This is a genomic window from Massilia sp. Leaf139, assembly GCF_001424165.1.
In the GTDB taxonomy this organism is placed as follows: Bacteria; Pseudomonadota; Gammaproteobacteria; order Burkholderiales; family Burkholderiaceae_D; genus Telluria.
Map to the genome: position 1 here is coordinate 791,919 of NZ_LMOJ01000001.1, position 25,897 is coordinate 817,815.

Annotated in this window: 18 protein-coding genes and 2 riboswitches; of the genes, 13 read left to right on the forward strand and 5 right to left on the reverse strand. The window is 66.9% G+C overall.

The window, feature by feature from the left end; translation table 11 throughout:
• Positions 1-91 precede the first annotated feature (91 nt).
• Positions 92-1,567, forward strand: a complete 1,476-nt coding sequence (locus tag ASF77_RS03605; RefSeq protein ID WP_082493529.1) for a CHASE3 domain-containing protein — start codon at positions 92-94, stop codon at positions 1,565-1,567.
• 127 nt (positions 1,568-1,694) lie between these two features.
• On the opposite strand, the gene ASF77_RS03610 is transcribed toward ASF77_RS03605, so the two are convergent.
• Positions 1,695-2,504 (reverse strand): Crp/Fnr family transcriptional regulator, encoded by an 810-nt coding sequence (locus ASF77_RS03610; protein ID WP_056334488.1) that lies wholly within the window; start codon positions 2,502-2,504, stop codon positions 1,695-1,697.
• 277 nt (positions 2,505-2,781) lie between these two features.
• Here ASF77_RS03610 and ASF77_RS03615 point away from each other — a divergent pair, with 277 nt between their 5' ends.
• The 10 genes from ASF77_RS03615 to ASF77_RS03660 all read left to right on the forward strand — a co-directional run bounded on the left by ASF77_RS03615 (position 2,782) and on the right by ASF77_RS03660 (position 17,028).
• Positions 2,782-3,453, forward strand: a complete 672-nt coding sequence (locus tag ASF77_RS03615; RefSeq protein WP_056334493.1) for a response regulator transcription factor — start codon at positions 2,782-2,784, stop codon at positions 3,451-3,453.
• Entirely contained in the window at positions 3,450-4,769 is a 1,320-nt protein-coding gene (locus ASF77_RS03620) for an ATP-binding protein (RefSeq protein WP_056334496.1), read from the forward strand. Before ASF77_RS03615 ends, ASF77_RS03620 begins: the two co-directional genes overlap by 4 nt.
• Before the next feature lie 141 nt (positions 4,770-4,910).
• Positions 4,911-5,324, forward strand: coding sequence for a type IV pilin protein (locus ASF77_RS03625; protein ID WP_056334498.1), 414 nt, complete (start codon positions 4,911-4,913; stop codon positions 5,322-5,324).
• 8 nt (positions 5,325-5,332) lie between these two features.
• Positions 5,333-5,953, forward strand: a complete 621-nt coding sequence (locus ASF77_RS03630; RefSeq protein WP_056334501.1) for a Tfp pilus assembly protein FimT/FimU — start codon at positions 5,333-5,335, stop codon at positions 5,951-5,953.
• Positions 5,950-6,378, forward strand: coding sequence for a hypothetical protein (locus tag ASF77_RS03635; protein WP_056334503.1), 429 nt, complete (start codon positions 5,950-5,952; stop codon positions 6,376-6,378). The genes ASF77_RS03630 and ASF77_RS03635 overlap by 4 nt, the downstream gene beginning before the upstream one ends.
• Before the next feature lie 13 nt (positions 6,379-6,391).
• The gene (locus tag ASF77_RS03640) at positions 6,392-7,549 is read left to right on the forward strand and encodes a PilW family protein (protein ID WP_056334505.1); all 1,158 of its coding nucleotides are present in this window, start codon (positions 6,392-6,394) and stop codon (positions 7,547-7,549) included.
• 11 nt (positions 7,550-7,560) lie between these two features.
• Positions 7,561-8,145: a hypothetical protein gene (locus ASF77_RS03645; RefSeq protein WP_229445218.1), complete on the forward strand. Its 585-nt coding sequence runs from the start codon at positions 7,561-7,563 to the stop codon at positions 8,143-8,145.
• 55 nt (positions 8,146-8,200) lie between these two features.
• The gene (locus ASF77_RS03650) at positions 8,201-12,814 is read left to right on the forward strand and encodes a pilus assembly protein (RefSeq protein WP_056334508.1); all 4,614 of its coding nucleotides are present in this window, start codon (positions 8,201-8,203) and stop codon (positions 12,812-12,814) included.
• 146 nt (positions 12,815-12,960) lie between these two features.
• Positions 12,961-14,640, forward strand: coding sequence for a peptide chain release factor 3 (locus ASF77_RS03655; protein WP_056334512.1), 1,680 nt, complete (start codon positions 12,961-12,963; stop codon positions 14,638-14,640).
• A 216-nt stretch (positions 14,641-14,856) separates the two neighbouring features.
• Positions 14,857-17,028 carry a TonB-dependent siderophore receptor gene (locus ASF77_RS03660; protein WP_082493530.1) on the forward strand — a complete coding sequence of 724 codons (2,172 nt, stop codon included), beginning with the start codon at positions 14,857-14,859 and terminating at the stop codon, positions 17,026-17,028.
• 9 nt (positions 17,029-17,037) lie between these two features.
• Here ASF77_RS03660 and ASF77_RS03665 read toward each other — a convergent pair whose 3' ends face one another.
• Entirely contained in the window at positions 17,038-18,018 is a 981-nt protein-coding gene (locus ASF77_RS03665; protein ID WP_162244821.1) for a DUF3108 domain-containing protein, read from the reverse strand.
• 320 nt (positions 18,019-18,338) lie between these two features.
• Between ASF77_RS03665 and ASF77_RS03670 the strand changes: the two genes are divergently transcribed.
• On the forward strand, positions 18,339-20,060 hold the full coding sequence (locus tag ASF77_RS03670) for a methyl-accepting chemotaxis protein (RefSeq protein ID WP_082493531.1): 1,722 nt from the start codon (positions 18,339-18,341) through the stop codon (positions 20,058-20,060).
• A 173-nt stretch (positions 20,061-20,233) separates the two neighbouring features.
• Here ASF77_RS03670 and gcvP read toward each other — a convergent pair whose 3' ends face one another.
• The 3 genes from gcvP to gcvT form a co-directional block, all read right to left on the reverse strand.
• Entirely contained in the window at positions 20,234-23,134 is a 2,901-nt protein-coding gene (gcvP, locus tag ASF77_RS03675; RefSeq protein WP_056336341.1) for an aminomethyl-transferring glycine dehydrogenase, read from the reverse strand.
• Between the two features lie 103 nt (positions 23,135-23,237).
• Positions 23,238-23,618, reverse strand: coding sequence for a glycine cleavage system protein GcvH (gcvH, locus tag ASF77_RS03680; RefSeq protein ID WP_056334520.1), 381 nt, complete (start codon positions 23,616-23,618; stop codon positions 23,238-23,240).
• A 36-nt stretch (positions 23,619-23,654) separates the two neighbouring features.
• Complete coding sequence (gene gcvT, locus ASF77_RS03685; RefSeq protein ID WP_056334523.1) at positions 23,655-24,773, reverse strand: glycine cleavage system aminomethyltransferase GcvT; 1,119 nt, start codon at positions 24,771-24,773, stop codon at positions 23,655-23,657.
• Between the two features lie 67 nt (positions 24,774-24,840).
• Positions 24,841-24,946: riboswitch (glycine riboswitch) on the reverse strand.
• A gap of 16 nt (positions 24,947-24,962) precedes the next feature.
• Positions 24,963-25,049: riboswitch (glycine riboswitch) on the reverse strand.
• Positions 25,050-25,219: 170 nt separating this feature from the next.
• Here gcvT and ASF77_RS03690 point away from each other — a divergent pair.
• Complete coding sequence (locus tag ASF77_RS03690) at positions 25,220-25,780, forward strand: ATP-dependent Clp protease proteolytic subunit (protein ID WP_056334527.1); 561 nt, start codon at positions 25,220-25,222, stop codon at positions 25,778-25,780.
• The last annotated feature ends 117 nt before the right edge of the window (positions 25,781-25,897 follow it).

Below are 25,897 nucleotides of genomic sequence, written 5' to 3' on the forward strand. Positions count from 1 at the left end.
CTCCTACACAACGAAATTGCTGCGGTGCATTAATGTCCTACAGGGACTATAATCTGCCCGGTGCGGTAAGTTGCCGAAAGGAACCCAGCAGATGTACTTCTCCACCGACCCCCGCTCCATGCGCGTGCGCTCGCTCCCTCTCTACAAGACGCTCCTGTGCTTTGCCGTGGTGGCGATTCTGCTGGTAAACGGCATCAGCCTGCTGCGCAACCTGGACGGCATGAAGGCGGCCAATTCCCTGCAAGACCAGACCGCGAAAGTAACGGATGAGCTGCAGCACCTGAACCTGCTCGTCACCGATGCGGAAAGCAACCTGCGCGCCTATTTCCTCTCGGGTTCCTCCAGCTATCTGGGCACGGTGCAGAGCGCTCCGGCCCGTATCGACGATCAGTTGCGCAAACTGAGCACGCTGCTTGCCGACAATCCTTCGCAGCAAAAGAACCTCGTCCAGTTGCGTGCGCTCGTCGAACACCAGCTGCGCATGATGAACGAGGCGCTGACCATCTACCGCGACGGCGGGCTGAAGGAAATCCTCACCATCACCGGCGCGCCCTCGGACGGTGACAGCGACGAGATCCGCCTCCAGGTTGTGATCATGCTGAGCGAACAGAACGAATTGCTGACCGCGCGCAGCGCCGCCTTCTACGACCAGTACCGTCATGCGGTGATCCTGGGACTGGGCATCAATGCGGCCGCCATCATGGTGCTGCTCCTGTTTTATCAGCTGGTGCAGCGCAGCTTCGCCGCGCGCGCCCGCGCCGAACTGGCTCTGCAGGTTGCCAACGAAGAGCTCGAGTCGACCGTTGCGCGCCGTACCGAACAGCTGTCGGTGCTGTCGCGTCACCTGATCCATGTCTCGGAAGAAGAAAAGTCGCGGCTGGCGCGCGAACTGCACGACGAAATGGGCGCGAATCTGACGGCGATCGGCATGGATCTAGCCACCGTCGGCGAAGCACTGCGCACCAGCCATCCCGAACTGGCCATGATGCTGGGGCGCGCCCGCGCCACCCTGGTCGACACCGTGCAGCTGAAACGCCGCATCGTCGAAGACCTGCGCCCGAGCCTGCTCGACAACCTGGGACTTGCCGCGGCCCTGCAGAGCTATTGCGAGGATTACGCCCGCATCACCGGCCTCGACTGCGATGTGCTGATCGACGGCGAGGTCGACAGCGTCGGGCCGATGCATGCGATCGCGCTGTTCCGCATCGTGCAGGAGTCGCTCAACAACATCGCCAAGTATGCGCGTGCGAGCAGCGTGATCGTGCACCTGGCGCGCGAAGACGGAACGCTGGCGCTGGAAGTGACGGACGACGGCGTCGGCATCGCACCGGATGCGCTCACGCGCTCGAAGTCGCACGGCTTGTTGGGCATGCGCGAACGTGCCTTGCTGCTGGGCGGGAAGCTCGATGTCGAGCGCGGCGTGAACGGTGTGGGAACTTGCGTGCGTGCGTGGATTCCCGCGGCGGCAGCGGCAGCGGCAGCGGCGGAGGGCGTCGCGGTGCCGCCGATCCCATCGCCGGTGGTGCCGGCGGTGGGTCACGACGATCTGGGGAAGTGTGCTGCGTGAAACTTTGCTCGGCTTCGTAAGGTTTAGCGCCAGGCAAGCGGGCGTTGAACACGTGAGCGGCGCGTAGGCCGTCTTAACTCGGACGGTAAGGTGGAGCCGCCCACCCTACGTCTGATGCTTCGATCGATCAGCGCGCCACGTCCATCAGCAGGCGGTCGTATTCGGTCTTGGCGACCTTGTAGCATTCGCCCGCATATTCTTCCAGGCCAGCACGGTCGAGCACGGTGATGTTGCCGCGGCGGTACTGGATCAGGCCTTCGTCCTGCAGCTTGCCGGCGGCGGCCGTGATGCTTTCGCGGCGCACGCCGAGCATGATGGAGATCAGTTCCTGGGTCACTTTCAGCTCGTTGCCTGGCGAACGGTCCAGGCGGTCGAGCAGCCAGCGGCACAGCTTCTGTTCGATCGAGCTGTGGCGGCCGCCGACGGCGTTCTGGGCCATCTGGGCGAACAGCGCGTTGGTGTAGCGCATCAGTAGCTGGGGCAGGGCGCCGCCGCGGTTGAAGGCGTCGCGCAGGTATTGGGTTTTCAGGCGATAGCCGTAGCCGGCGCTTTGCACCACGGCGCTGCACATGGCGCGCTCGCCCATGAAGAGCGACACGCCGACCACGCCTTCATGGCCGACAACGGCGATCTCGGTGGTGGCGCCGTCTTCCATTACGTACAGCAGCGACACGATTGAAGTCGTCGGGAAATACACGTATTCCAGTTTGCTGCCATACTCGAACAATTCCTTGCCGAATGGCATAGGCACCAGTTCGAGGTGTTCGAACAGGGTTTCCAGGTCTTGGCGGGGAAGGGCGGCCAGCAATTCGTTTTGCTGGGTGCCGCTGAAACTGACAACTGGACGGGACGCCGCTTTGATATCCTCTTTGGTCGAAAGAAGCTGGTTGACCGATTGTGTTTTTTGCGTGACACCACCGAGTTGAGCGTTGTTCATTTTCTGTCCTCTTATCTGACTTGCTGCATGGAGTGCGATCTTGGAATCTTGGTCGGAGACTTTGTTGTAAATGTCTCAATCGCGATGTGTGTACGATAAGGCTTCCGTCTGTTGCCGAACATAAGATTAGGGGTTGCCCCCGTGTAGGCAGTATGCATGGTGTCGTGTCAGTCCAGTCCTACTGGGAAAGATGCCAAAAATCAGGGCTTTTTTGGCGGCAGCGCAAGGATTTCCCCCATAATGGCTGCGTTCGCAACCATTTTTTTTCCTCCTACTCATGCATGTCCTGCTCGTCGAAGACGATGCCGTCCTCGCCGACGGCCTGACCCGCACCCTGCAGGGCCACGGAATGCAGGTAGAACTCGCCACCGACGGCCTCCAGGCCGACCTCCAGCTGCAGCGTAATCCCCCGCAAGTGGCCGTGCTCGACATCGGCCTGCCCGGCATCGACGGCTTCGAAGTCGTGCGCCGCCTGCGCGCGCGCGGCGACGCCACTCCCGTTCTGCTGCTCACTGCGCGCGACGCCGTCGAAGACCGGGTGCGCGGCCTCGAGACCGGCGCCGACGATTACCTGGTCAAGCCTTTCGCCACCCCGGAACTGGTGGCGCGCATCCGCGCGCTGGCGCGCCGCAACGCGCCGAAGACGGGAGTTCTTACGCTCGGCAAGCTGGTGTTCGACTCGAGCGCGCGGCGCGCCCGCATCGGCGAGCGCGCGCTGGAACTGTCGGCGCGCGAATGGGCGGTGCTCGAATACCTGCTGCAGCAAGCGGGCAGGGTGGTCTCGAAGCAGCAGATCATCGACACTATCGCGCCCTGGGGCGAAGACCTGACCCTGAACGCGGTCGAAGTCTATGTCTCGCGCCTGCGCATCAAGCTCGAGGGCGCTGGCCTGGCCCTGCGCACCATCCGCGGTTTCGGCTACCTGCTGGAAGCCGCGCCGGACGCATGACCGGACTTCCCAGCATCCGTATCCGGCTGCTGAAGTGGCTGGTCGGCCCGATCCTGGTCGTCAACCTGGGCGCCGCGGCCCTGACCTATGTGCTGGCCTGGACGCCCGCCCAGCTCGCGTTCGACGAAGGCCTGCGCCTGGACGCCGCCGCCCTGGCCGCGCGCGTGCGCGCCGGCGGCCCATCGGCGCTGGCGGCGGCCGGCGTCGACGCGGGCGAGGGCGAGTCGAACTGGGCCGCCCTGCACGATGGGGACGGCCGGCTGCTGGCCGGTTCGCCGCTGCTGGCGGCGCCGCGCCGCATCGGCATGGGGGACGCGCGCCTGGCCGGCGAGGCCGTGCGCGTCGCCGTCGCCGAGGTGCCCGCATCGAACGGCCAGCGCCTGAGCGTGGCGCGCACCACGCGCGCGCGCCAGGGCGTGCAAGCGGCCATCGTGCGCTCGCTGGTGCTGCTCGAAGTGCTATTCAGCCTGGCACTGGTGGGCCTGGTCTGGTTCTCGGTCGGGAACGGCCTGGCGCCGCTGGCCCGTTTGCGCGCCCGCCTCGACGCGCGCGGCAGCACCGATCTCGCGCCCCTCGACGACAGCGCCATGCCGCGCGAATTGCTGCCGGTGGTCGACGCCTTCAACGCGCTGCTCGGCCGGATCGCCGCCGGCGCCCGCGCCCAGGACGACTTCCGCGCCAACGTCGCGCACCAGCTGCGCACGCCCCTGGCCGGGCTGCGCCTGCAGCTCGAATGGCTGGCCGCGCGCCATGCGCAGGATCCGGAAACGCGCCGCTCGGTCGACCTGATGTTGAGCGCAAACGAGCGCATGATCCGCCAAACCAACCAGCTGCTGTCGCTCGAGCGGGCCGAGCCGAACCGCTTCGCGCGCGCCCGCCTGGCGCCGCTCGACCTGGCCGAACTGGTGGCCGGCAGCATCCAGGGGTTCGTCGAACAGGCGGCCAGCCGCGACATCGACCTCGGCTTCGAACTCGAGCGGGCCATCGTCGACGGCGACCGCTTCCTGCTGCGCGACCTGGTCGACAACCTGGTCGACAACGCGCTGCGCTACACGCCGCGCGGCGGGCGCGTCACCGTCGGCTGCGCCGCGCTGGCCGGCGGCGGCAGCCTGCTGCGGGTCGAGGACAACGGCCCCGGTATCCCGGCCCACCTGCGCGAACAGGTGTTCGAGCGCTTCGTGCGCCTGGACGAAGGAACCCACGGCAGCGGCCTGGGCCTGGCCATCGTGCGCGACATCGCCAACCTACATGGCGCCGAGCTGAGCCTCGCCGATGCGCCGGGCGGCGGCGCGCTGTTTACCGTCGCCTTTCCCTGAAGCGCACGCCGCGCGATTGTCAGCTTCCCGTCAGCATTTCCTCAGGGTAATGCAAGCTTGCTGCGGTATTATTCTCCCAAGGCAACTTTTATTTCCGGCGTGATGCGCTCCCTGCGCCATGCCTCATCCTCGGGAACCGACATGAAAACGCAGGCTGGCTTCACGCTCATCGAACTCATGATCACGGTCGTCATCGTCGGCATCCTCTCTGCGATCGCCGTGCCGACCTACGGCAGCTACATCCTGCGCACGCGCCTGACCGACGCCTATTCCGGCCTGGCGGGCGTGCAGCCGGCGGCCGAACAGCACTGGGCCAACACGAACACCTACACCGGCTTCGCCAACATGCCGGCCAATACCGAGAACTTCACCTTCTCCCTGGCCGACGCCAACGACAGCACCTACACGGTCACCGCCACTGGCAAGAATGCGGCGGCCGGTTTCGTCTTCACGATCGACCAGAACGGCTCGCGCGCCACGACCGGCGTGCCGAGCGGCTGGACGACCAGCACCAGCTGCTGGGTGCGCGACAAGGGCGGCAAGTGCAGCGGGTGACGCACGCGATGCGCCGCGCCGCACGCGGCTTCAGCCTGATCGAGGCGATGGTCGCGCTCGCGATCCTGGGCATCGTGCTCTCGATCGGCATGCCGCGCATGAGCGCCTGGCTGTATGCCAGCAAGGTCGCCGGCGCCGGCCAGTTCTATGCCGAAGGCTTCGCCATGGCGCGCAACCAGGCGCTGACCCAGAACGGCACCAGCCGCCTCGTGCTGAGCACGAACCCGACTAACGGCCAGTTCGACTGGCGCATCGACATCTGCTTCCCGCGTTCGGACGAGCCTTGCGACGAGGGCAGCGCCAACTGGTCGACGACGACCACGGCCGCCACGCGCGACCCGAAAGGCGTGAGCGGCTTCAAGTCGCTGCTGCGGCGCGCCGACGCGCTGCCGCCGGTGGCCGAACTGGCGCCGACGGCCGGGCCGGACGATGCACGCTCCGTGTATTTCACGCCGCTTGGCTGGGTCGACCCGGCCATGAATCCGCGCCTCGAGCGCATCGGCCTGGCGCCGGCCGGCAAGCACGCCAAGGACGCGGCCGAGACGGCCGTCGTGCTGACCCTGGCCGGCAATGCCATCCGCTGCAAGCCGCAGGTCGCCAGCAGCGATCCCCACAGGTGCCCGCCATGAAATCGATCCGCATGTCCAGTCTCAAGCGCCGCCAGGGCGGCGTCGCGCTGCTCGAAGCGCTGATCGCGGCCGTGCTGCTGGCCATCGGCCTGCTCGGCACCATCGGCCTGCAGGCGCGGGCCTACTCGGCGCTGTCGGAAGCCGGCATGCGCGCCGAAGCGACCATCGCCGCCGAACGCCTGCTGGGCGTGATGGCTGCCGATCCGGGCAGCCTGACCTCGTATGCGCTGGCTGCCGGCGGCACGCCCGGCGCGCGCCTGGCGCCTTGGTATGGCGCGACCCGCAAGAACATCCCCGGCGCGCAGGTGGTGGTGACGGTCGCCGCGGGCGGCGTCAACGCGCCGTCGAACGTGACGATCGCCATAAGCTGGCAGCGCAAGGCGGGCGACGCGAAGAACACGCACACCCTGCGTGCCTGGATCTAGGAGAGGAAAGGGCATGCGAATGACACGAATGCACGCGCGCGGCTTCTCGGTGGTCGAGCTGCTGGTCAGCGTGGCCATCGGCCTGCTGGCGCTGATCTTCGCCACGCGCCTGATCACGGGTTCGGAGTCGAGCAAGCAGTCGGCGCTGGGCGGCTCGGACTCGATGCAGAACGGGATGCTGGCGATGTTCTCGATCAGCGGCGACGCCCAGCAGGCCGGCTTCGGCCTGAACGACCCGATCCTGGTCGGCTGCAATACCCGCTTCGCCGACAACGCCGGCTACATGCTGGCCCAGGCGCCGCGCGGCGCCGGCACGGCGCGCCCGCTGGCGCCGGCCATCATCGAGTCGAACGGCAGCGCGCCCGACCTCATCTCGCTGTATTCGGGCAGCTCCCTGACCGGCACCGGCACCCTGCGCGTGGTCACCGACTACATCGGCGGCACGCGCCTGAACACCGACCGCCAGGCCTACGGCTTCAAGGAAGGCGACGTGGTCGTGGTCGCGCCCGAGGACAGGACGGACGACTGCGCGCTGGCGCAGATCTCGCGCACGCCCGGCACCGAGACCTTCGTGATGGTCGCCGGCGGCGCCAACTTCCGCTACAACAGAGGCGAGCTGGGCACGAACTTCAAGGGCAGCAAGGCGCGCGTCTTCAACCTCGGGCCGGCCGCCTCGCTGTCGCTGCACACCTGGTCGGTGAACAACGGCTTCCTGCGCCTGCGTGCAACCGACATGGCCGGCGCCGGCGCGGCGCCGGCGACGGTGGCCGACAACATCGTCTCGATCAAGGCCCAATATGGCTTCGATACGCGCACGGGCAGCGCGTTTGCGAACCGCACCGGCCTGCGCGTGGGCAGCTGGTCGCCGACGATGATCGACGCCGATGCCGACGGCGTGACCGGCAGCGCCGGCGACTACGAACATATCGCGGCCCTGCGCATCGCCGTGGTCGCGCGCAGCAAGACGCGCGAGCGTCCCGCCGCGGGCCGAACCTGCACCAGCACCGCGAGCCGGCCGACCGTGTTCGCCAGCGCCGAGCCCGCGGGCGTGGCGCCGGTATCGATGGCCGTCGATGTCGCCGTCGCCAACGACAGCACCGACTGGCGCTGCTACCGCTACCGCGTCTTCGAAACCGTGGTCGCGCTGCGCAACGCGGACTGGAAGCCATGATGAAGCCCATGATGAAACCACCTGTTCGCTCCGAGGCGGGCATCGCGCTGCCGGTGATGCTGATCATCCTGGCGGTGATGCTGGTCTCGAGCATCTACCTGCTCAAGTCGAGCAACACGACGACCCTGACGGCCTCGAACCTGGCCTACGATTCGGCCCAGAGCCGCGCCGTGGACTACGGCCTGCACCAGGGTTACCAGTGGCTGCGCGCGACCTCGCTGTCGAAGAAGGCACTGCTCGACACCAACGTCGGAACCGGCGGCTACAACGCCAGCTACGATACGACCCTGAGCGTGCGCGCGCCCGGCTTCTGGGCCGGTTCGCGCATCGTCACGGTGGCTAACCAGCGCGTCGAATACGTCATCCACCGCATGTGCGACCGGCCGCTGCCCTACAACGACAAGAACAACTCCTGCGTCCAGACCAGCGACAACCCGTCCGCCAAGGGCGCGCCGCTGGCGCTGGGCGCGAGCATGGCGATCACGACGGCGCGCTATGCGGACGTGCCGCGCGTGCACTACCTGATCACCGCGCGCATGAACGGCGCGCGCGGCGGCAACGTCGTCAACCAGATGGTGGTGCTGATCGGCGGCTGACGCCGCCGTGCACCGAACCGGGCCCCAGGCCCGAGGCCCACGAAACGGAAACAGCATGAATCGTCTTCTTTCCCTGTTTGTCCCGCTGCTGCTGGTGCTCCTGTCACCGCTCGCCCATGCGGCGCCGACCGGCATCTCCCAGCTGCCGCTGCTGAACATCACCGGCTCCGGCACCGTCAAGCCGAACCTGATGCTCCTCTACGATAACTCGGGCTCGATGACGAGCACCTTCACGCCCGACTACGTGGACGATACCAGCACCTGCCGCTCGCGCGCGACGATGGCCGGGGGCACCCGCAGCTGCCGCATCGGCGACCCGCCATTCGCCGCCGCCGACTTCAACAAGCAGTACTACAACCCGAAGGTGCGCTACCTGCCGCCGGTGACGAGCGCCGGCGTGCCCTTCGAATCGATGACGCGCGCCTATACCACCGGCTGGACGGCGGTCACGACCGACGCCTTCAACGTCGACAACACCGACCTGCTGGGTAACAACGTCGACAAGACCAACCTGGTGACGGGCTTTCCCGACCTGCGCTGGTGCGACGCCAACGGCAGCTGCGGCTACAACACCAGCGGCTACGCCTATCCGAACGACGTGCGCACCACGGCGCAGAGCTTCACCGCCAACCCTTACTACTACACGATCAACGTCGCCGAGTATTGCACCGATTCGACCCTGACCAATTGCCGCGTCACGGCCGTGAATGCCCCGGCCCCGGCAGGTTACCCGGAACCGGCGCGCGTGCGCTGGTGCGACAGCCGCGCGCTGACCAACTGCCAGGCCAAGTACGTCGGCAACTTCAAGTATCCGCGCTTCTCCGACCCGAACCGTAATCCCGACTGGTACGGCACCATCGCGATCGGCGCTTCCGGCTACGCCACGTCGATGCGCATCGACAGCGTCTCCGTGGTCGAGCCGAACGGCACCTTCACCTTGACCAATGCCGCCGTCACCGCCAGCAGCGGCACCAATACCGCAACCAAGCAGGCTGCCGTCGCCAACGCGCTGGCCGCGTCCATCATCGCCAGGACAGGCCTGGCCGCACAGTACACGGCCTGCGTGCGCACGCCGAGCGTCAGCGGCGTGCCGGCCTGCTCGAGCTTCGGCATCACCCTCGACAGCAACAGCGTGGTGGCGGTCGTGCCGATCAGCTGCCCGGCCAACACCACCAGCAAGGCGGTCGGCCCCTGCACCCTGGTCACCGACGGCAGCCGCGCCGGACGCGACCTGGTCGTCAACTCGGGCAGCTCGGTGACGGCGCTGCTGACCGTGGGTGGCAGCACCAATCCCAGCAAGACCCAGGTGCTCGGCGGCCTGAGTTTCGGCGGCGTGCAGCTGTTCTCGAGCAGCCTCAGTTTCTCGCGCGGCGTGAACGCCAGCGCGGTGGCGACGGCGATCAAGAACAAGATCGGTACCGGCGGCAGCATCAAGGCCTACACCGGCGGTAACAGTGTGTCGCCGCTGTGCGCGGCCGCCGCCAGCAATGTCGTCTGCCTGGTCACAACCTCGCTCGATGCCGATGGCGACAACATCGCGCTCGGTTCGCTCTCGAACAATTCGGCCAGCGGCACGACCTATCTGAGTTTCGGCGCCAGCACCGGCATGACCGACGGCGTGCCCACCGGCGTGACGCCGCTCGGCGCCTCCGTGTTCGTGCGCACCGACATCGTGTCGACCCGCACCAGCTATCCGAAGGTGGCTGCGCGCACCGACTGCGCGGGCGCCGCCTGCACCTACGACGAGGAGATGACCAACTTCGCCAACTGGTACGCGTATTACAAGACGCGCAACCAGATGATGAAGACGGCCGTCGGCCAGGCCTTCCAGCCGATCGGCGACAACTACAACGTCGGCATCGTGGCGCTGTCGGTGGCCGCAGCCGAGGGCACGATGAAGGCGCCCAAACCCTTCACCGGCTCGACCCGCACCGCCTGGTACAGCGCCCTGTATGGCATGTCGCCGAGCGGCTCGACCCCGATCCGCCAGGCGCTGCATGCGATCGGCAAGATGTATGCGAACCGTTCGCCCTATAACTACTCGGCCGGCAACGAGGTGATCCAGTTCCCGTGCCAGCAGAATTTCACCTTCGTCACCACCGACGGCTACTGGAACGGCGCCGCCGCCGCCGATGTCGTCAACAACGACAACGTCGAGAGCACGGCCCGCTTCTGCGCGCGCGGCACCGGCTGCGTCGACCCGCGCGCCCAGGTCGGCAACTCGCTGGCCGACATCGCCCTGTACTGGTACAACGGCGGCTCGAACGACACGGTGACTTCGCTGCGCCCCTCGCTCGAGAACTGGAACGACCCGGACGGCCTGGTGGCCGCGGCCGCCGGCGAAAACACGCGCCTGCACATGAACACCTACACGCTCGGCCTGGGCGTGGACGGCCTCATGACCTACGACCCGAAATACGACACGGCGCCGAGACCCGGCAGCGACTTCTACAAGCTGATCACCGGCGCCAGCGGCTGCCCGTGGAACGGCGGCGGCACCTATGTCTGGCCGAACCCAAGCACCGAGGACAATTCGGGCGGCGCCACCTACCAGTCGCGCGTCGACGACCTCTGGCATGCGGCCATCAACGGCCACGGCAAGTATTTCAGCGCCTCCGAACCGCTGCAGGTGATCGAAGGCCTGCGCGCGGCGCTCTCCAACATCGAGATCCGCATCGGCGCCGCCGCCGCGGCGGCCACCTCGACGCCGAACATCTCGCAAGCCGACAACGACATCTTCGCCGCCACCTTCACCACCGTGCGCTGGTACGGCGAGCTGCAGGGCAAGAAGATCGACATCGTCACCGGCGCGGTGCTGCCGAAGGCGACCTGGAGTTCCTCCGACACCGTCGGCCTGAAGGTCGACGCAGCCGGCGACACGCGCCGCATCCTGATGCTCGACGTCGAGGACGGCGGTCTGAAGGACTTCAGCTACACGGCCATGAGCACCCTCGAGCGCAGCTGGTTCGACAACAAGTGCAGCTCGCTGTCGCAATGCGCGACCCTGAGCACGGCCGAGCGCAAGATCGTCGACAGCGGCGCCAACATCGTCAACTGGCTGCGCGGCCAGCAGCAGCACGCCAACGACGTCCTGCTGCGCGCCTATACCAAGACCGGCCATATCCCGGCCGGCGCCGCGGGGCCGCTGCCGATCGTATTGGGCGATATCGCCTCGTCAAAGCCGGCCTACCAGCGCGATCCGCGTAAGCTCTACACCGACCAGCCGTACGCCGACTTCAAGGAAGAGCACACCGACCGCCAGCCGACCGTGTTCGTCGGCGCCAATGACGGCATGCTGCACGCCTTTAACGCCGCGACGGGCGAGGAGATGTGGGCCTATGCGCCGCGCATCACGATGAAGAAGCTGTACGCCCAGGCCAGCACCACCTATTCGACCAGCCACCAGTTCACGGTCGACGGCTCGCCCGAAGTGGCGGACGTGAAAATCGGCGGCCAGTGGCGCTCGGTGCTGGTGGCCGGCCTGAACGCGGGCGGGCGCGGCTACTACGCGCTCGACGTCACCGACCCGGAGAACCCGTCCGCGCTGTGGGAACTGTGCGCCGACGCCACCGTCTGCAGCGGCGACAACCTCGACGCCGACATCGGCCTCACCTTCGGCAGCGCCCAGATCGGCACCTGGAAGGATGGCGCCGGCGTCGAGCGCTGGGTCGCCTTCGTAAGCTCGGGCTATAACAACGTGCCGGGCACGGACGGCGTCGCCGGCGGCAGCGGCAAGGGCTTTCTGTACGTGGTCGACATCGCCAGCGGCCGGGTGCTCTCGAAACTGGGCACCGGTTCGGGCGACACCACCACGCCCTCGGGCTTCGCACGCATCACGGCGATCTCGAACAATCCGCATACCGATCCGCTGGTGACCTATGTCTACGGCGGCGACAACCTCGGCCAGATGTGGCGCTTCGACTTCACGGCGCAAGGCTCGCCGAAGCTGGTCAAGATGGGCGACGCCGGCGTCAAGCAGCCGATCACGACCCGCCCCGACGTGACCATGTGCCAGGTCAGCGGCGTGGCCGCGGACGGCACCGAGACCAGCACGCTGCACCGCGTGGTCGCCTTCGGCACCGGACGCCTGCTCGACCTGCCGGACGTCGGCAACACCGACGTGCAGAGCACCTATGTGCTGAAGGACACCGGCCTGCCGATCAGCGCGGCCCAGTGGCGCGGCGCCTCGAACATGGCCAAGCAGAGCCTGGCGAAAGTGCAGGGCACCAGCACCGCCTACACGATCAACGGCGTGCCGATCGACCTCAACACCCAGCAGGGCTGGTACGTCGACTTCAACCTGAACGCCGGCGAGCGCGTCAACCTCGATCCGCAGATCATCTACGGCAGCCTGAACGTGGTGACGAACACGCCGAGCTCCTCGTCGAGCTGCAAGGTGGGCGGTACCAGCAATGCCTACCAGGTGAACATCTGCACCGGCGAGCCGCTGACCTCGATCACGGTCGACGGCACCAGCGGCCCGGTCATGATCGCCGGCCAGACCCTGTCGAATTCGGCGGCCGCCGTCGGCGACACCTTCATCACCCTCCCGAAGGGCAACGCGCGCCGGGTGACCACCTACGCCGACGGCACCGTGGGCGACTCGGCCGTGCACGCGGCCATCTCGGCGCCGGCCAAGCGCGGCGGCTGGCGCCGCGTGCGCGAATAATCCGGGCGGACGGGATCCAATGCGGCCGGGCGAGGGTGGTAGCGCCCCGTCCGGCCGCATTGCGCAGCCGAGATTCAGTTCACACGAGCGGCGCCGGAATCGGTAAAATCGAGGGTTTTCTTCATCTGGGCCAATGGGGCTCGACTATGTCCAACGATCCTGACATCCTCGCCAACGACGTCGCCGGCACCGAGTCCGCCGACGCCAGCGCTTCCGCCACGACCCGCGCACCCGCCGCGATCGCGCGCGAAGTAGCGCGCCGCCGCACCTTCGGCATCATTTCCCACCCCGACGCCGGTAAAACGACGTTGACCGAAAAGCTGCTCCTGTTCTCGGGCGCGATCCAGCTCGCCGGTACCGTCAAGGGCCGCAAGAGCGGTCGCCACGCGACCTCCGACTGGATGGACATCGAGAAGCAGCGCGGCATTTCGGTCGCGTCCTCGGTGATGCAGTTCGAGTTCCGCGACCACGTCATCAACCTGCTCGACACCCCCGGCCACCAGGACTTCTCGGAAGACACCTACCGCGTGCTCACCGCCGTCGACTCGGCGCTGATGGTGATCGACGCGGCCAAGGGCGTGGAAGCGCAGACCATCAAGCTGCTCGACGTCTGCCGCATGCGCAACACGCCGATCGTCACCTTCATGAACAAGCTCGACCGCGAAACGCGCGATCCGCTCGAACTGCTGGACGAACTGGAATCGGTGCTGAAGATCGAGTGCGCGCCGGTGACCTGGCCGATCGGCATGGGCAAGAACTTCCGCGGCGTCTACCACCTCCTGAACGACACCATCATGCTGTTCAAGGCGGGCGAGGAAAAGGCCGACGGCGCCTTCGAGATCATCAAGGGCATCGACAATCCGAAGCTGGCCGAGATGTTCCCGCTCGAGATCGAGCAGCTGAAAATGGAAGTGGAACTGGTGCACGGCGCCAGCCACCCGTTCGACCTGGAGCGCTTCCTGTCGGGCGTGCAGACGCCGGTCTTCTTCGGCTCGGCCATCAACAACTTCGGCGTGCGCGAGATCCTCTCGGCCCTGGTCGACTGGGCGCCGGGCCCGCGCGAGCGCGACGCCACCGTGCGCGCCGTCGAGCCGAGCGAACCGAAGTTCACCGGCTTCGTTTTCAAGATTCAGGCGAACATGGATCCGGCCCACCGCGACCGCATCGCTTTCCTGCGCGTGTGCTCGGGGCGTTTCGAAAAGGGCATGAAGGTCAAGCACCTGCGCCTGGGCCGCGAAGTCAAATTGTCGTCGGTGGTGACCTTCATGGCCTCCTCGCGCGAACAGGTCGAGGAAGCCTACGCGGGCGACATCATCGGCCTGCCGAACCACGGCAACATGCAGATCGGCGACAGCTTCTCGGAAGGCGAGATGCTGACCTTCACCGGCATTCCGTACTTCGCGCCGGATCTGTTCCGCACGGTGCGCATCCGCAATCCGCTGAAGATGAAGCAGCTGCACAAGGGCTTGCAGCAGCTGGGCGAAGAGGGCGCGGTGCAGGTCTTCAAGCCGGTGCTGGGCTCCGATCTGATCCTGGGCGCGGTCGGCGTGCTGCAGTTCGAAGTCGTGGCGAGCCGCCTGCTCAATGAATACGGCGTCGACGCCGTCTTCGAGAGCTCGAGCATCAGCAGCGCGCGCTGGGTGTCCTCGAGCGACAAGAAGTCGCTGGCCGACTTCGAAACCCAGCTCGGCCACAACGTGGCTTATGATGCGGCCGGCAACCTGGCCTATCTCGCGACCTCGGGCGTGAACCTGCGCCTAACCCAGGAACGCTGGCCAAAGCTGACCTTCCACGCGACCCGCGAGCACGCGGCCAAGCTCGACTAAGCAGCCTCGCTCCAACGCTGTTCCGGACGGATTCACGGTTAACGTGGGTCCGTTTTTTTTTTCGCCCAGCGCCGGCGCATTCACGCGGATATCCTCAAGCCGGCATTTCATATTGCTATATGCTAGCAAAAAATAATTCTCTAAAATATTTCCTTTATGCTCATCGCTGGCATATAGTTGTTCGCACAAGACGAATAAACGATTGGAGATCAATTCATGCATCTGCTTCGACCTCGCTACCTGGCCGCCCTCATGGCCGGGCTGACCGCGCCCGCGTTTGCCCAGCAGGCGGCCACCGAGCCAGGGATGGCACAGGTCGAAGTCAGAGGAGGGGCAGCCGCCTACGACCCGCGCCGCGACGATACGGCGTCGAAGTTCGTGATCGGCCGCGAGGAGATCGAGCGCTATGGCGACGCCAGCGTGTTCGATGTCTTCAAGCGCATTCCCGGCGTGACCGTGACCACGGGGTCGGGTCGCAGCACCGAAGTACGGATGCGCGGGCTGGGGGGCGGCTACACCCAGGTGCTGGTCAATGGCGAGCGTGCGCCGGCCGGCTTCACGCTCGAATCGGTCTCGCCCGAGATGCTCGAGCGGATCGAGGTGCTGCGCACGGCGACGGCCGAATTCTCGACCGAGTCGGTGGCCGGCACCATCAACCTCGTACTGCGCAAGAAGATCCGCAAGCGCGAGCGCGAAGCGAAGCTTGGTTATCTGCTGTCGGAAGACTTCCGCGGGCCTTACTTCAGCGCGCAGCTGGCCGACCGCGGCGAACGTGCGTCCTGGTCGCTCGCCCTCAGCGGCAACCACGACAAGCTGGGGCGGGAATGGACGGGCTACCAGATCAATACCCGGCCCGACGGCATCATCGACATGCGCCGCAACCTAGTGACGCGCGAGGACGGGCGCATGAACCGGCTGAACCTCGCGCCCCAGTTCAAGTGGACGCTGGAGAACGGCGACAGCCTCGAATGGGACAGCGTCGCCAATGGCAGCAGTTTTCGTAACCTCGGTCATGGCGTGATCGCAACCACGGTCGGCGACCCGCCGCCGGTGCCCGACTTGGTCACGCGCGGCGAATTCGACGACCGCATGCTCAAGTCCGACCTGCGCTGGACGCGCGCACTGGCTTCGCAGGCCAGGCTCGAGACCAAGCTCGGCGTCGAGCGCACGCGCCGCGAGACCCTGGAGCGGCGCAGCGGCATCGACGGCGCCGGCCGCCCCGCCGCCGAGGGCGGCGTGCGCAACGAATCCGACGCGAAGGGCGCCGGCAGCACCGGCAAATACACGCGCGCGTTCGGCGGCGGCCACGTGCTGGCGCTGGGCTGGGATGCGGGCCTGAACGACAGCCGCGACCTGCGCGCCGAATACGATGCGATCCGGGTGCTGCCGCCCGGCCAGCCGCCCGTGGAGAATTTCACGGCGCGGGTCGCGCGCGCCGCCGTCTACGCGCAGGACGAATGGACGCTGACACCGGCGTGGTCGCTCTACCTGGGCGCGCGCTGGGAAGGCGTGCGCACGCGCGTCAGCGGCAACACGGTCGCGCCGACCCGGGTGCGCTCGAACGTGTTCAGTCCGATCCTGCAAACCTTGTGGAAGCTGCCGGGAACGGACAGTGAGAAGAGCAGCCACCAGCTGCGCCTCGCGCTCAGCCGCACCTACAAGGCGCCGGATCTGTACAGCCTCGTCCCGCGCCGCAACGCCTGGGAAAACAACAGCCCCACCGAACCCGACTTCCAGGGCAATCCTGCCCTGCGGCCGGAACTGGCCTGGGGCGTCGACGCGGCCTGGGAGCATTACTGGGCCGAAGGCGCGATGGTCTCGGTCGGCACGACGCTGCGCCGCATCGACAACTACACCAGCAACCGCATTTATTTCGACGGCATGCGCTGGATCTTCACGCCCTTTAACGAAGACCGCGCCGCCGTGCGCACGCTCGACATAGAGACCAAGTTCCCGTTGGCGGCACTGGTCGAGGGGGCGCCCGCGATCGACCTGCGCGCCGGGGTCAGCCGCAACTGGTCGCGCGTGGCGTCGGTACCGGGGCCGGACAACCGCATGGAGCAGCAGACGCCGCTGACGGCGAACCTGGGCATCGACTACACGTCGGGCGCGCTATCGGCCGGCGCCAGCCTGGCGCACCGGCGTGGCGGGCCGGTGCGGGTCGCCGCGAACCGCGGCTTCTACAGCCATGCGCGCACCGACCTCGAGACCTATGCGCTGTGGAAGTTCAATCCGAAGATCCAACTGCGCGTGGCCGTGGCGAACCTGCTGGGCGAGGATAACCACTTCGAGGCCAGCTATGCCGACCCGGCGAGCGGCGTCGAGAAGCGCGGTTTCCTGTATCCCGAAGGACCGAAGCTGCGCACGACGCTGGAAATGAACTTCTGAGCGCGCTGCCTACATTTCGATGTTCGTGACGGTTTGACTTTCGACCGTGCCGTCCGGCTGCGTCACCCGTAACTGCACCGGCAGCCAGTGTCGTTCGGGCGCGAGCCAGAGTTCGACGCGGGCCTGGCCGGCGGGTGCGAGCTGCACCAGCCGCACGGCGGCGAGGACGCCGGCGGGCGTGGCCAGCTGCTCGTGGCCCGCCACCTGCCAGCGCACGATGCGCGCGCCGCCGCTGTCGGCGACCACCAGGTCGATCGTATCCTGTACCTGATCCGGCTCGGCCAGGCCGATCGCTGCCAGCTGCATCAAGGCGGATCCCCGATCCTGGCTGCCCAGCGTCAGCGGCTCGCTCGCCCCCAGTCCCGCGTGTTCGATGCGCCGTTCCTCGCGATTGAAACGTGTCGCGCGCGTGCCGCCTGCCGGGCCGGGTTCGCTGGCCTGGCGCGGCGCGATGCCGGCATCGTCCTCGCCGCCTTCGCTCTCGAGCTGGCCTAGCACGCCGTCGAGGCGCAGGCGGTAGGCACCGTTGTCCGACTCCCAGACCAGCTGCGCCGGTTCTCCGCTCAGGGCCGGCTGGCCGGGCGCGCTGCGCGTGACGGCATAGCGCAGACGCGCGGACGGGGGCAGGCGCACGCGGTAGCGGCCGGGCATCTGCAGCGGTGCGGCGCCGGGCGTGGCGGACGCGGGACGCGGGGAGGCGTCGGCCGTCGTGGCGGCGGCGGGAAGGACGGGGCGCATCGGGGGCAGGGCGGGGGGCGTTTGCTCGGGTTCCGGTACGGCCTCGGGCCTCGCTGCGCTTGGCTGCGCGCTCGCTTGCGTAGCCGGCGGCCGCTCGCGCACCAGGCGCAGGGCAAACGGTGCGCCGATAGCGGGCGCCGGCGGCGCGATCAGGACATCCAACGATGCCAGGGCCAGCAGGTGCAGCAAGAGGGACAGACCGACCCACGCCACCAGGCGCCGGTGCCGGGCCAGTTGGACGGCGATCTTCATGGCATTAGTTTGGCCGACCTGTCTGCAATTGTCCACCTGCGAGCGGGCGAACAAGCCGCCATGGCTGCGTTGCATGCGTCTCGCCGTACTAGCGTACTGTCTTCGACGATGCGCCTTGCCCTGGCAGCTTTTTCGCCCGCTCGGCTGGAGGGTGTTGATCTCGCGCAAGGGTGCGCCCGGGACGATGCCGTAGATTGGTCGAATGCGTTAAAGAAATATCGCGCATTCTCGACTTTGCGAGGGCTCCATGATCATGCACCAGCGTTTCCCCGCCGCGGCCATTCATCCCGCATCTTTCTACCTAGCCGAGGAGCGCTGAGATGCTGTCACGCCTGAAGATCGGCCCCAAACTCCTGCTGGCTCCCGGTGTCGTGCTGGTGCTGCTGGTGCTGCTGTCCTGCGGCGCCTGGTACGCGATGGTGCGCCAGAACGCCTCGCTCGAAGACATCGTCGGCAGGCGCGCCGCCCACATGCGCGCCGCCAGCGACCTGGTGTTCTCGGCGCAGCGCGGGCATGCCGAGATCTACCAGCTGCAAAGCTGGATCGGCGGCAGCTTCCCGAAGAGCCGGATCGAGCCGCTGATCCGCGACATCCACCGCCAGCATGCGCTGACCACCGCCGGCCTGCAGCGGCTGGCGGGCATGACGCCGCCCAACGGCGACGAGCGCCGCTACGTCGACGGCGCCGCCACGGCCTATGCCCGCTACATCCAGGCGGTGCGCGACGTGATCGAACTGGCGCGCGACGACCAGTCGATCAGCGCCAACGCCATGAGCAAGGCCGAAAGCGCCTTCGCCGACGTGGCCCAGCGCCTGAACGCGCTGTCCCAGCTCGAACAGATGCTGTCGCAGCAGGCGTCGAACAGCGCCGCCGCCGACTTTCGCGCGATGACCTGGCTGATGCCCTGCGTGATCCTGCTGGCGATCGGCGTCTCGCTGCGCATCACGGTGGCGGTACGGCGCGCGCTGCTTTCCGAAATTCGCGGCATCGGCGCGGCCGCCGTCGACCTGGCCAGCGGCGATCTGACGGTCAAGGATCGGGTCTACGGCAACGACGAGATCGCGGAAACCTCGCGCGCCCTGAACGCGAGCATCCGCAACCTGAACGGCACCCTGCGCACCATCCTGCAGTCGGCCCAGTCGATCGGCTCGGCTTCGCGCGACCTGGCGCTGGGCAACCTGAACCTGACCACGCGCGCCGTCTTCCGCGCCAATTCGCTGGAACACACGGCGTCCTCGATGCAGGAACTGGCCGCCACCGTCAACCTCACCGCCGACAGTGCGCAAGCCGCCAACCGCCTTACCGAATCGGCATCGAACGTCGCCCAGCAGGGCGAGAACGTGGCCGACCGCCTGGTCACCACCATGGCCTCCGTGATGAGCAGCGCTTGCCGCGCGGCCGAGATCACCCAGCAGATCGACGCCATCGCAGTGGAAACCGGCACGCTGGCATTGAACGCGGCGCTGGAAGCGGCACGCGCTGGCGAACACGGGCGCGAATTCGCACTGGTGGCGGGCGAGGTGCGCTCGCTGGCGCTGCGCACCGGCAGCGCGGCGCGCGAGATCCGCGAACTGATCAACCAGTCGGTGGCCGAGATCGAAGGCGGCACCGCGTTCGCCGCCCAGGCCGGCAGCAGCATGGCGACGATCGCCGAGTCGGTGCAGCAGGTGGGCGACATCATCAATCAGATCAGTTCCGCGAGCGCCGAGCAGGCCAGCGGGCTGGAAGAGGTGAGCGAGGCGATCGTGCAGATGGACCAGGTCACCCAGCGCAATACCTCCCTGGTGGAAGAGGCGGCGGAAGCGGCGCGCACCCTGCAGATGCAGGCCCTGACCCTGTCGCGCGCGGTGGCGACCTTCCGCCTCGACGAGGCGGTGCTGCCGCCGGAGCCGCCGCCGCGCAGCTCGAGCGTGGCAGAGCCGGATATGCGAGAGGTGTTGAAGGATGGCCGGCGCGACGCCAGCATCGCGCCGAAGGTGGAGCGCAGGAAGCTGCCGCGGCCGCATTTGCGCTTGGCGTCGCGGCGGGATTTGGGGAATTAGCGTTTCGACGGATCGAACGGTGTACCGCGTGGGCTCCATTTTTGATCGAGACCGATGCGTAACGTAGGGTGGGCTCTCCGAGCCCACGCGTGAAGCCCGCACAAAGGCACACCCCAAAAAAACGGCGGCGCCGGGATCGCTCCCCGCGCCGCCGTTCATTCACCTACCGACAATTATTCGTAGTCGGAAATCGGCGCGCAACCGCAGAACAGATTGCGGTCGCCATACACGTTGTCCGCACGGCCGACCGGCGGCCAGTACTTCTTCTTGCGCAGCGAGGCCACCGGGAAGGCCGCCACTTCGCGCGAATAGGTGTGCTGCCAGTCGTCGGCCGTCACCACTTCCGCCGTGTGCGGCGCGCCCTTGAGCGGATTGTCCATCTTGTCGTACTCGCCGCGCTCGACCTTGACGATCTCGGCGTGGATCGTGATCATCGCCTCGATGAAGCGGTCGATCTCGACCTTCGATTCCGACTCGGTCGGCTCGATCATCAGCGTGCCCGGCACCGGGAAGCTCATGGTCGGCGCGTGGAAGCCGAAGTCCATCAGGCGCTTGGCGACGTCTTCGTTCGAGATGCCGGTCTTGTCCTGCAGCGGACGCAGGTCGATGATGCACTCGTGCGCAACCAGCCCGTCGTGGCCCGTGTAGAGCACCGGATAGTGCGGGGCCAGGCGGCGCGCGATGTAGTTCGCGTTCAGAATGGCCGTTTCGGTGGCGTTGGTCAGGCCGTCGGCGCCCATCATCGCGATGTACATCCACGAGATCGGCAGGATCGACGCCGAGCCGTAGGCCGCCGCGCTGACCGCGCCGATGCCTTCTTCGCCGCGCACATAGCCGGTCGAACGCTGGTTCGGCAGGAACGGCGCCAGGTGGGCGCCGACGCCGATCGGGCCGACGCCGGGGCCGCCACCGCCGTGCGGGATGCAGAAGGTCTTGTGCAGGTTCAGGTGGCTGACGTCGCCGCCGAAGGCGCCCGGCGCGGCCACGCCGACCAGCGCGTTCATGTTGGCGCCGTCGATGTAGACCTGGCCGCCGTGGCTGTGGATGATCTCGCACAGTTCCTGGATGCCTTCCTCGAACACGCCGTGGGTCGACGGGTAGGTGACCATCACGCAGGCCAGATTCGCGCTGTGCTGCTCGGCCTTCTTCTTCAGGTCGGCCAGATCCACGTTGCCGTTCTCGTCGCAGGCGGTGACGACCACCTGCATGCCGACCATGTTGGCCGATGCCGGGTTGGTGCCGTGCGCCGAGGACGGGATCAGGCAGATGTTGCGGTGGCCTTCGCCGCGCGCCTGGTGGTATTTCTGGATCACGAGCAGACCGGCATATTCGCCCTGCGAACCGGCGTTCGGCTGCAGCGAGATCGCGGCATAGCCGGTGACGGCGCACAGCATGGCCTCCAACTGGCCGATCATCTCGCGGTAGCCGATGGTCTGCTCCTCGGGCGCGAAGGGGTGGATGTTCGAGAACTCGGGCCAGGTGACCGGGATCATTTCCGAGGTCGAGTTCAGCTTCATCGTGCACGAACCGAGCGGGATCATGGTGCGGTCGAGCGCCAGATCCTTGTCGGCCAGACTGCGCAGGTAGCGCAGCATCTCGTGCTCGGCGTGGTAGCGGTGGAAGGTCGGGTGGGTCAGGAAGGCGCTGGTGCGGGCCAGGGTCGACGGGAAGGCGTCGCCGGCATCCTTGTCCAGTGCTTCCACGTCCGGCACCGATTGGCCATTGGCGAAGATCGAGAACAGCAGGGCGACGTCTTCGCGGGTCGTGGTCTCGTCCAGCGACAGGCCGACGTGCGCGTCGTCGACGCGGCGCAGGTTGACCCCAAGCTCGTTCGCGGCGGCGTGCAGCTCGGCGGCGCGGTCGGTCTTGACCGTCAGCGTGTCGAAGAAGGTGGCGTTCGCCAGTTCGTAGCCCATCCCCTGCAGGCCCGCGGCCAGGATGCCGGTCATGCGGTGCACGCGGCGGGCGATGCGGGTGAGGCCGTCCGGGCCGTGGTAGACCGCGTACATGCCGGCCATCACGGCCAGCAGCACCTGGGCGGTGCAAATGTTCGAGGTCGCCTTTTCGCGGCGGATGTGCTGTTCGCGCGTCTGCAGCGCCAGGCGCAGGGCCGGCTGGCCCTGGGCGTCGACGGTGACGCCGACCAGGCGGCCGGCCATCGAGCGCTTGAACTCGTCGCGGGTGGCCAGGTAGCCGGCGTGCGGGCCGCCGAAACCGAGCGGCACGCCGAAGCGCTGGCTGTTACCGACGACCACGTCCGCGCCCCATTCGCCCGGCGGCGTCAGCATGGTGAGCGACAGCAGGTCGGCGGCGACGATCACCATCGCGCCGGCCGCGTGCAGTTTTTCGACGGCGGCGCTGTAGTCGCGCACTTCGCCGTTCACGCCCGGGTATTGCAGCAGCACGCCGAAGCAGCTCAGTTCAAGCGTTCCCTTCTCCAATTTCTCGATGTCGGCGGCGGCGATCGTGCGCACTTCGACGCCGATCGGCTCGGCGCGCGTGCGCACCACTTCCAGCGTCTGCGGCAGCACGTCGTCGGCGACGTAGAAGACTTTCGAGGCCGACTTGCCGACGCGCTGGATCAGCGTCATCGCCTCGGCGGCGGCCGTGCCTTCGTCCAGCATCGACGAGTTGGCGATGCCCATGCCCGTCATGTCGGTGATCATCTGCTGGAAGTTCAGGATCGCTTCCAGGCGGCCCTGCGAGATCTCCGGCTGGTACGGGGTGTAGGCGGTGTACCAGGCCGGGTTCTCGAAGATGTTACGCAGGATGACCGGCGGCGTGTGGGTGCCGTAATAGCCCTGGCCGATGACCGACTTCATCACCTTGTTTTTCGACGCGATGGCTTTCAGCTTGGCGAGCGCGGCCTGTTCCGGCAGCGGCTCGACGAACTCGCCCAGGTCGAGCTGGTTCTTGCGGCGGATGTTGGCGGGAACGACGGCATCGATCAGCGCGGTGCGCGACGGGTAGCCGAGGCAGGCCAGCATCGCCGCTTCCTCGGCGGTCGACGGGCCGATGTGGCGCGGGATGAAGGAATCGCGGGCTTCGAGTTGGGTGAGGCTGGTGCGGGTCATGGTGAGGGCCAAATAGAGGGACTAAAGAGCGGAGATGGGGATGCGCGGTGCCGGTACAAGCCGTACTGCGCAAGCGGTGCGCAGTACGGCGGGACAAACGTGGTCAGTTGCCGGTCGACTTGCCGTAGGCGTCGGCGTCCATCAGGCCGTCGTAGGCGCCGGCGTCCGTCGGCTTGAGCTTGAACAGCCAGGCGGCGAAGGCGTCGGTATTGATCGAGTCCGGCGCGTCGGCGGTGGCCTGATTGACTTCCGTGACGGTGCCGGCGACCGGCGCGTAGATGTCGCTGGCGGCCTTCACCGACTCGACCACGGCGGCGTCCTGGCCGGCCGTCAGGGCCTTGCCGACCTGCGGCAGTTCGACGAACACGATGTCGCCGAGCGCGTCCTGGGCGAAGTCGGTGATGCCGACGGTCAGGGTACCGTCTTCTTCGCGGCGCACCCACTCATGGGACTCGGTGTATTTCAGGTCGGTAGGGATGTTCATGTACAAGGCTCCAGGTTGATATAGGGCGGAATTATATTAGACGGCGAGGACTTTGCCGTTGCGGACGAAAGGCAGCTTGACGACAGTCGCGGCCAGCTTCTTGTCGCGGATCTCGACGTGCACGGTGTCGCCGATGGCGACGTCCATCGGCACGCGCGCCAGGGCGATCGCCTGCTGCATCGACGGGCTGAAGGTGCCGCTGGTGATTTCGCCGAACGCGCCGGAGGCGGCGACGACCTTCTGGTGGGCGCGCAGGATGCCGCCTTTTTCGCGCAGGATCAGGCCCATGAAGTTGGCGTTCTGGCCCTTGCTCTGCAGGGCGGCCTTGCCGACGAAGTCGCGTTCCGACACCAGGTCGATCGTCCAGGCCAGGCCGGCATCGAGCGGATTGACCGACTCGTCCATGTCCTGGCCGTAGAGGTTCATGCCCGCTTCCAGGCGCAGCGTGTCGCGTGCGCCCAGGCCGGCGGGCTTGACGCCGGCCGCAATCAGCGCATTCCACAGCGCCTCGACCTGCGTTGCCGGCACGCCGATCTCGAAGCCGTCTTCGCCGGTGTAGCCGGTGCGCGCGACCATGGCTTCGCCAAAGGCGGTGTCGGCGACGATCGCGACGTTGAAGGGTTTCATGTCCTGGGTGGCGGCCTGCGCCGCCGGCAGCACTTCCCAGACTTTGGCGCGGGCGTTCGGGCCCTGCACGGCGACGAGGGCGATCGCATCGGCGCCGTCGCGGCGGCCGGTGATCGTGAGGCCGCTGTTGGTGGCCTCGTTCTGCTGGCGCATCCAGGCGATGTCCTTCTCGGCGGTGCCGGCGTTGACCACCAGGCGGAACCAGTCTTCGCGGAAGAAGTAGACGATCAGGTCGTCGATGACGCCGCCCTCGGGATTGAGCATGCACGAGTACAGGGCCTTGCCCGGTACCTGCAGCTTGTCGACGTTATTGGCCAGCAGGCCGCGCAGGAATGCGCGCACGTTCGCGCCTTCGAGGTCGACCACGCACATGTGCGAGACGTCGAACATGCCCGCATCGGTACGAACCGCGTGGTGCTCTTCGATCTGCGAGCCGTAGTTGACGGGCATGTCCCAGCCGCCGAAATCGACCATCTTGGCGCCGAGTGCGCGGTGTGCGGAATTGAGCGGGGTCGCTTTGAGCGTCATGGAATCCTCAGGGCAGAAAGGGCAGTGAATAAGGGAGCCGCCACGCCGGCGAATGCCTGCGTGCGCTGCGCGCCCCTCTGTCCTTGGTACCTGAGAGATAGCAGCCCTGTGTGGCCGCCTGCCCCTTCGGTGGGCCCGGGCGATTACCGGGGCCGCTCTCCAGAGTTGATCCTGCACGCCGTGCGCGCCGACCCCTGACCGGTCCTTTTGCCTGAGAGTTTTTGGGTGATGCCCCTTCGGCGGCCACGCGTAGCGGCGCTCTCCCGGTCAAGACTGTGGAGAATATGCCAGCCTTGAATCCGTGTCAATGTTGGAAGGCTGGCGGAGACGCCCATCCGGTACCGTCCAGCCCGGGCGGGTGGCCGCGCACCGTTGGCATGCATGCGCGCAGGCTTTTTCCTCGATTTGCTAAACTGGTGTTCACACTTTGCGGACAAAGACAGACCATGAGCGAAGATCAAGCAAAACAGAGCAAGGAAGCGTGGTTCACCCTGTCGGGCGACGTCAACAGCGACATGGTGCACCGGGTATTCGAAGCGGTGGGCCACATGACGGAAGACGGCATCGAGACCGCCCACGTGCTGGTGCAGTCGAACGGCGGCTATGTCAGCGACGGCCTGTGCCTGTACAACTTCCTGTCGAAGTCGCCGATCGAATTCGTGATGTACAACGGCGGGGCGGTGGCCTCGATCGCCGTCATCATGTACCTGTCGGGCACGCGCCGCTACGCCAGCGAGACGGCGCGCTTCATGGTGCACAAGTCGCACGCGACGGCCTCGCCGGGTTCGCGGCCCGATGCGCTCAACATCATCGTCGAGGGCCTGCGCGCCGACGACGCGCGCACCGAATCGATCCTGCGCAAGCATGTCGAGCTGACGCCCGAGCAGTGGGCGATCCACCAGTACTCCGACCTGCACCTCAATTCGCGCGACGCCAAGACGGCTGGCATGATCAACGACGTCGTCGACTTCTCGCCGCCGAAAGGCGCGCTTCTGCGCAATATTTGATTTCGTACGGCCGCGTCATTTTGTGCGTGCGTTGCGTGCAAATTAAATCAGGCTGAATAAGCCGCCGTGCAAATCTTGTTTGCATGAAGCCACATTATCTCGATGAATGGTGACCCG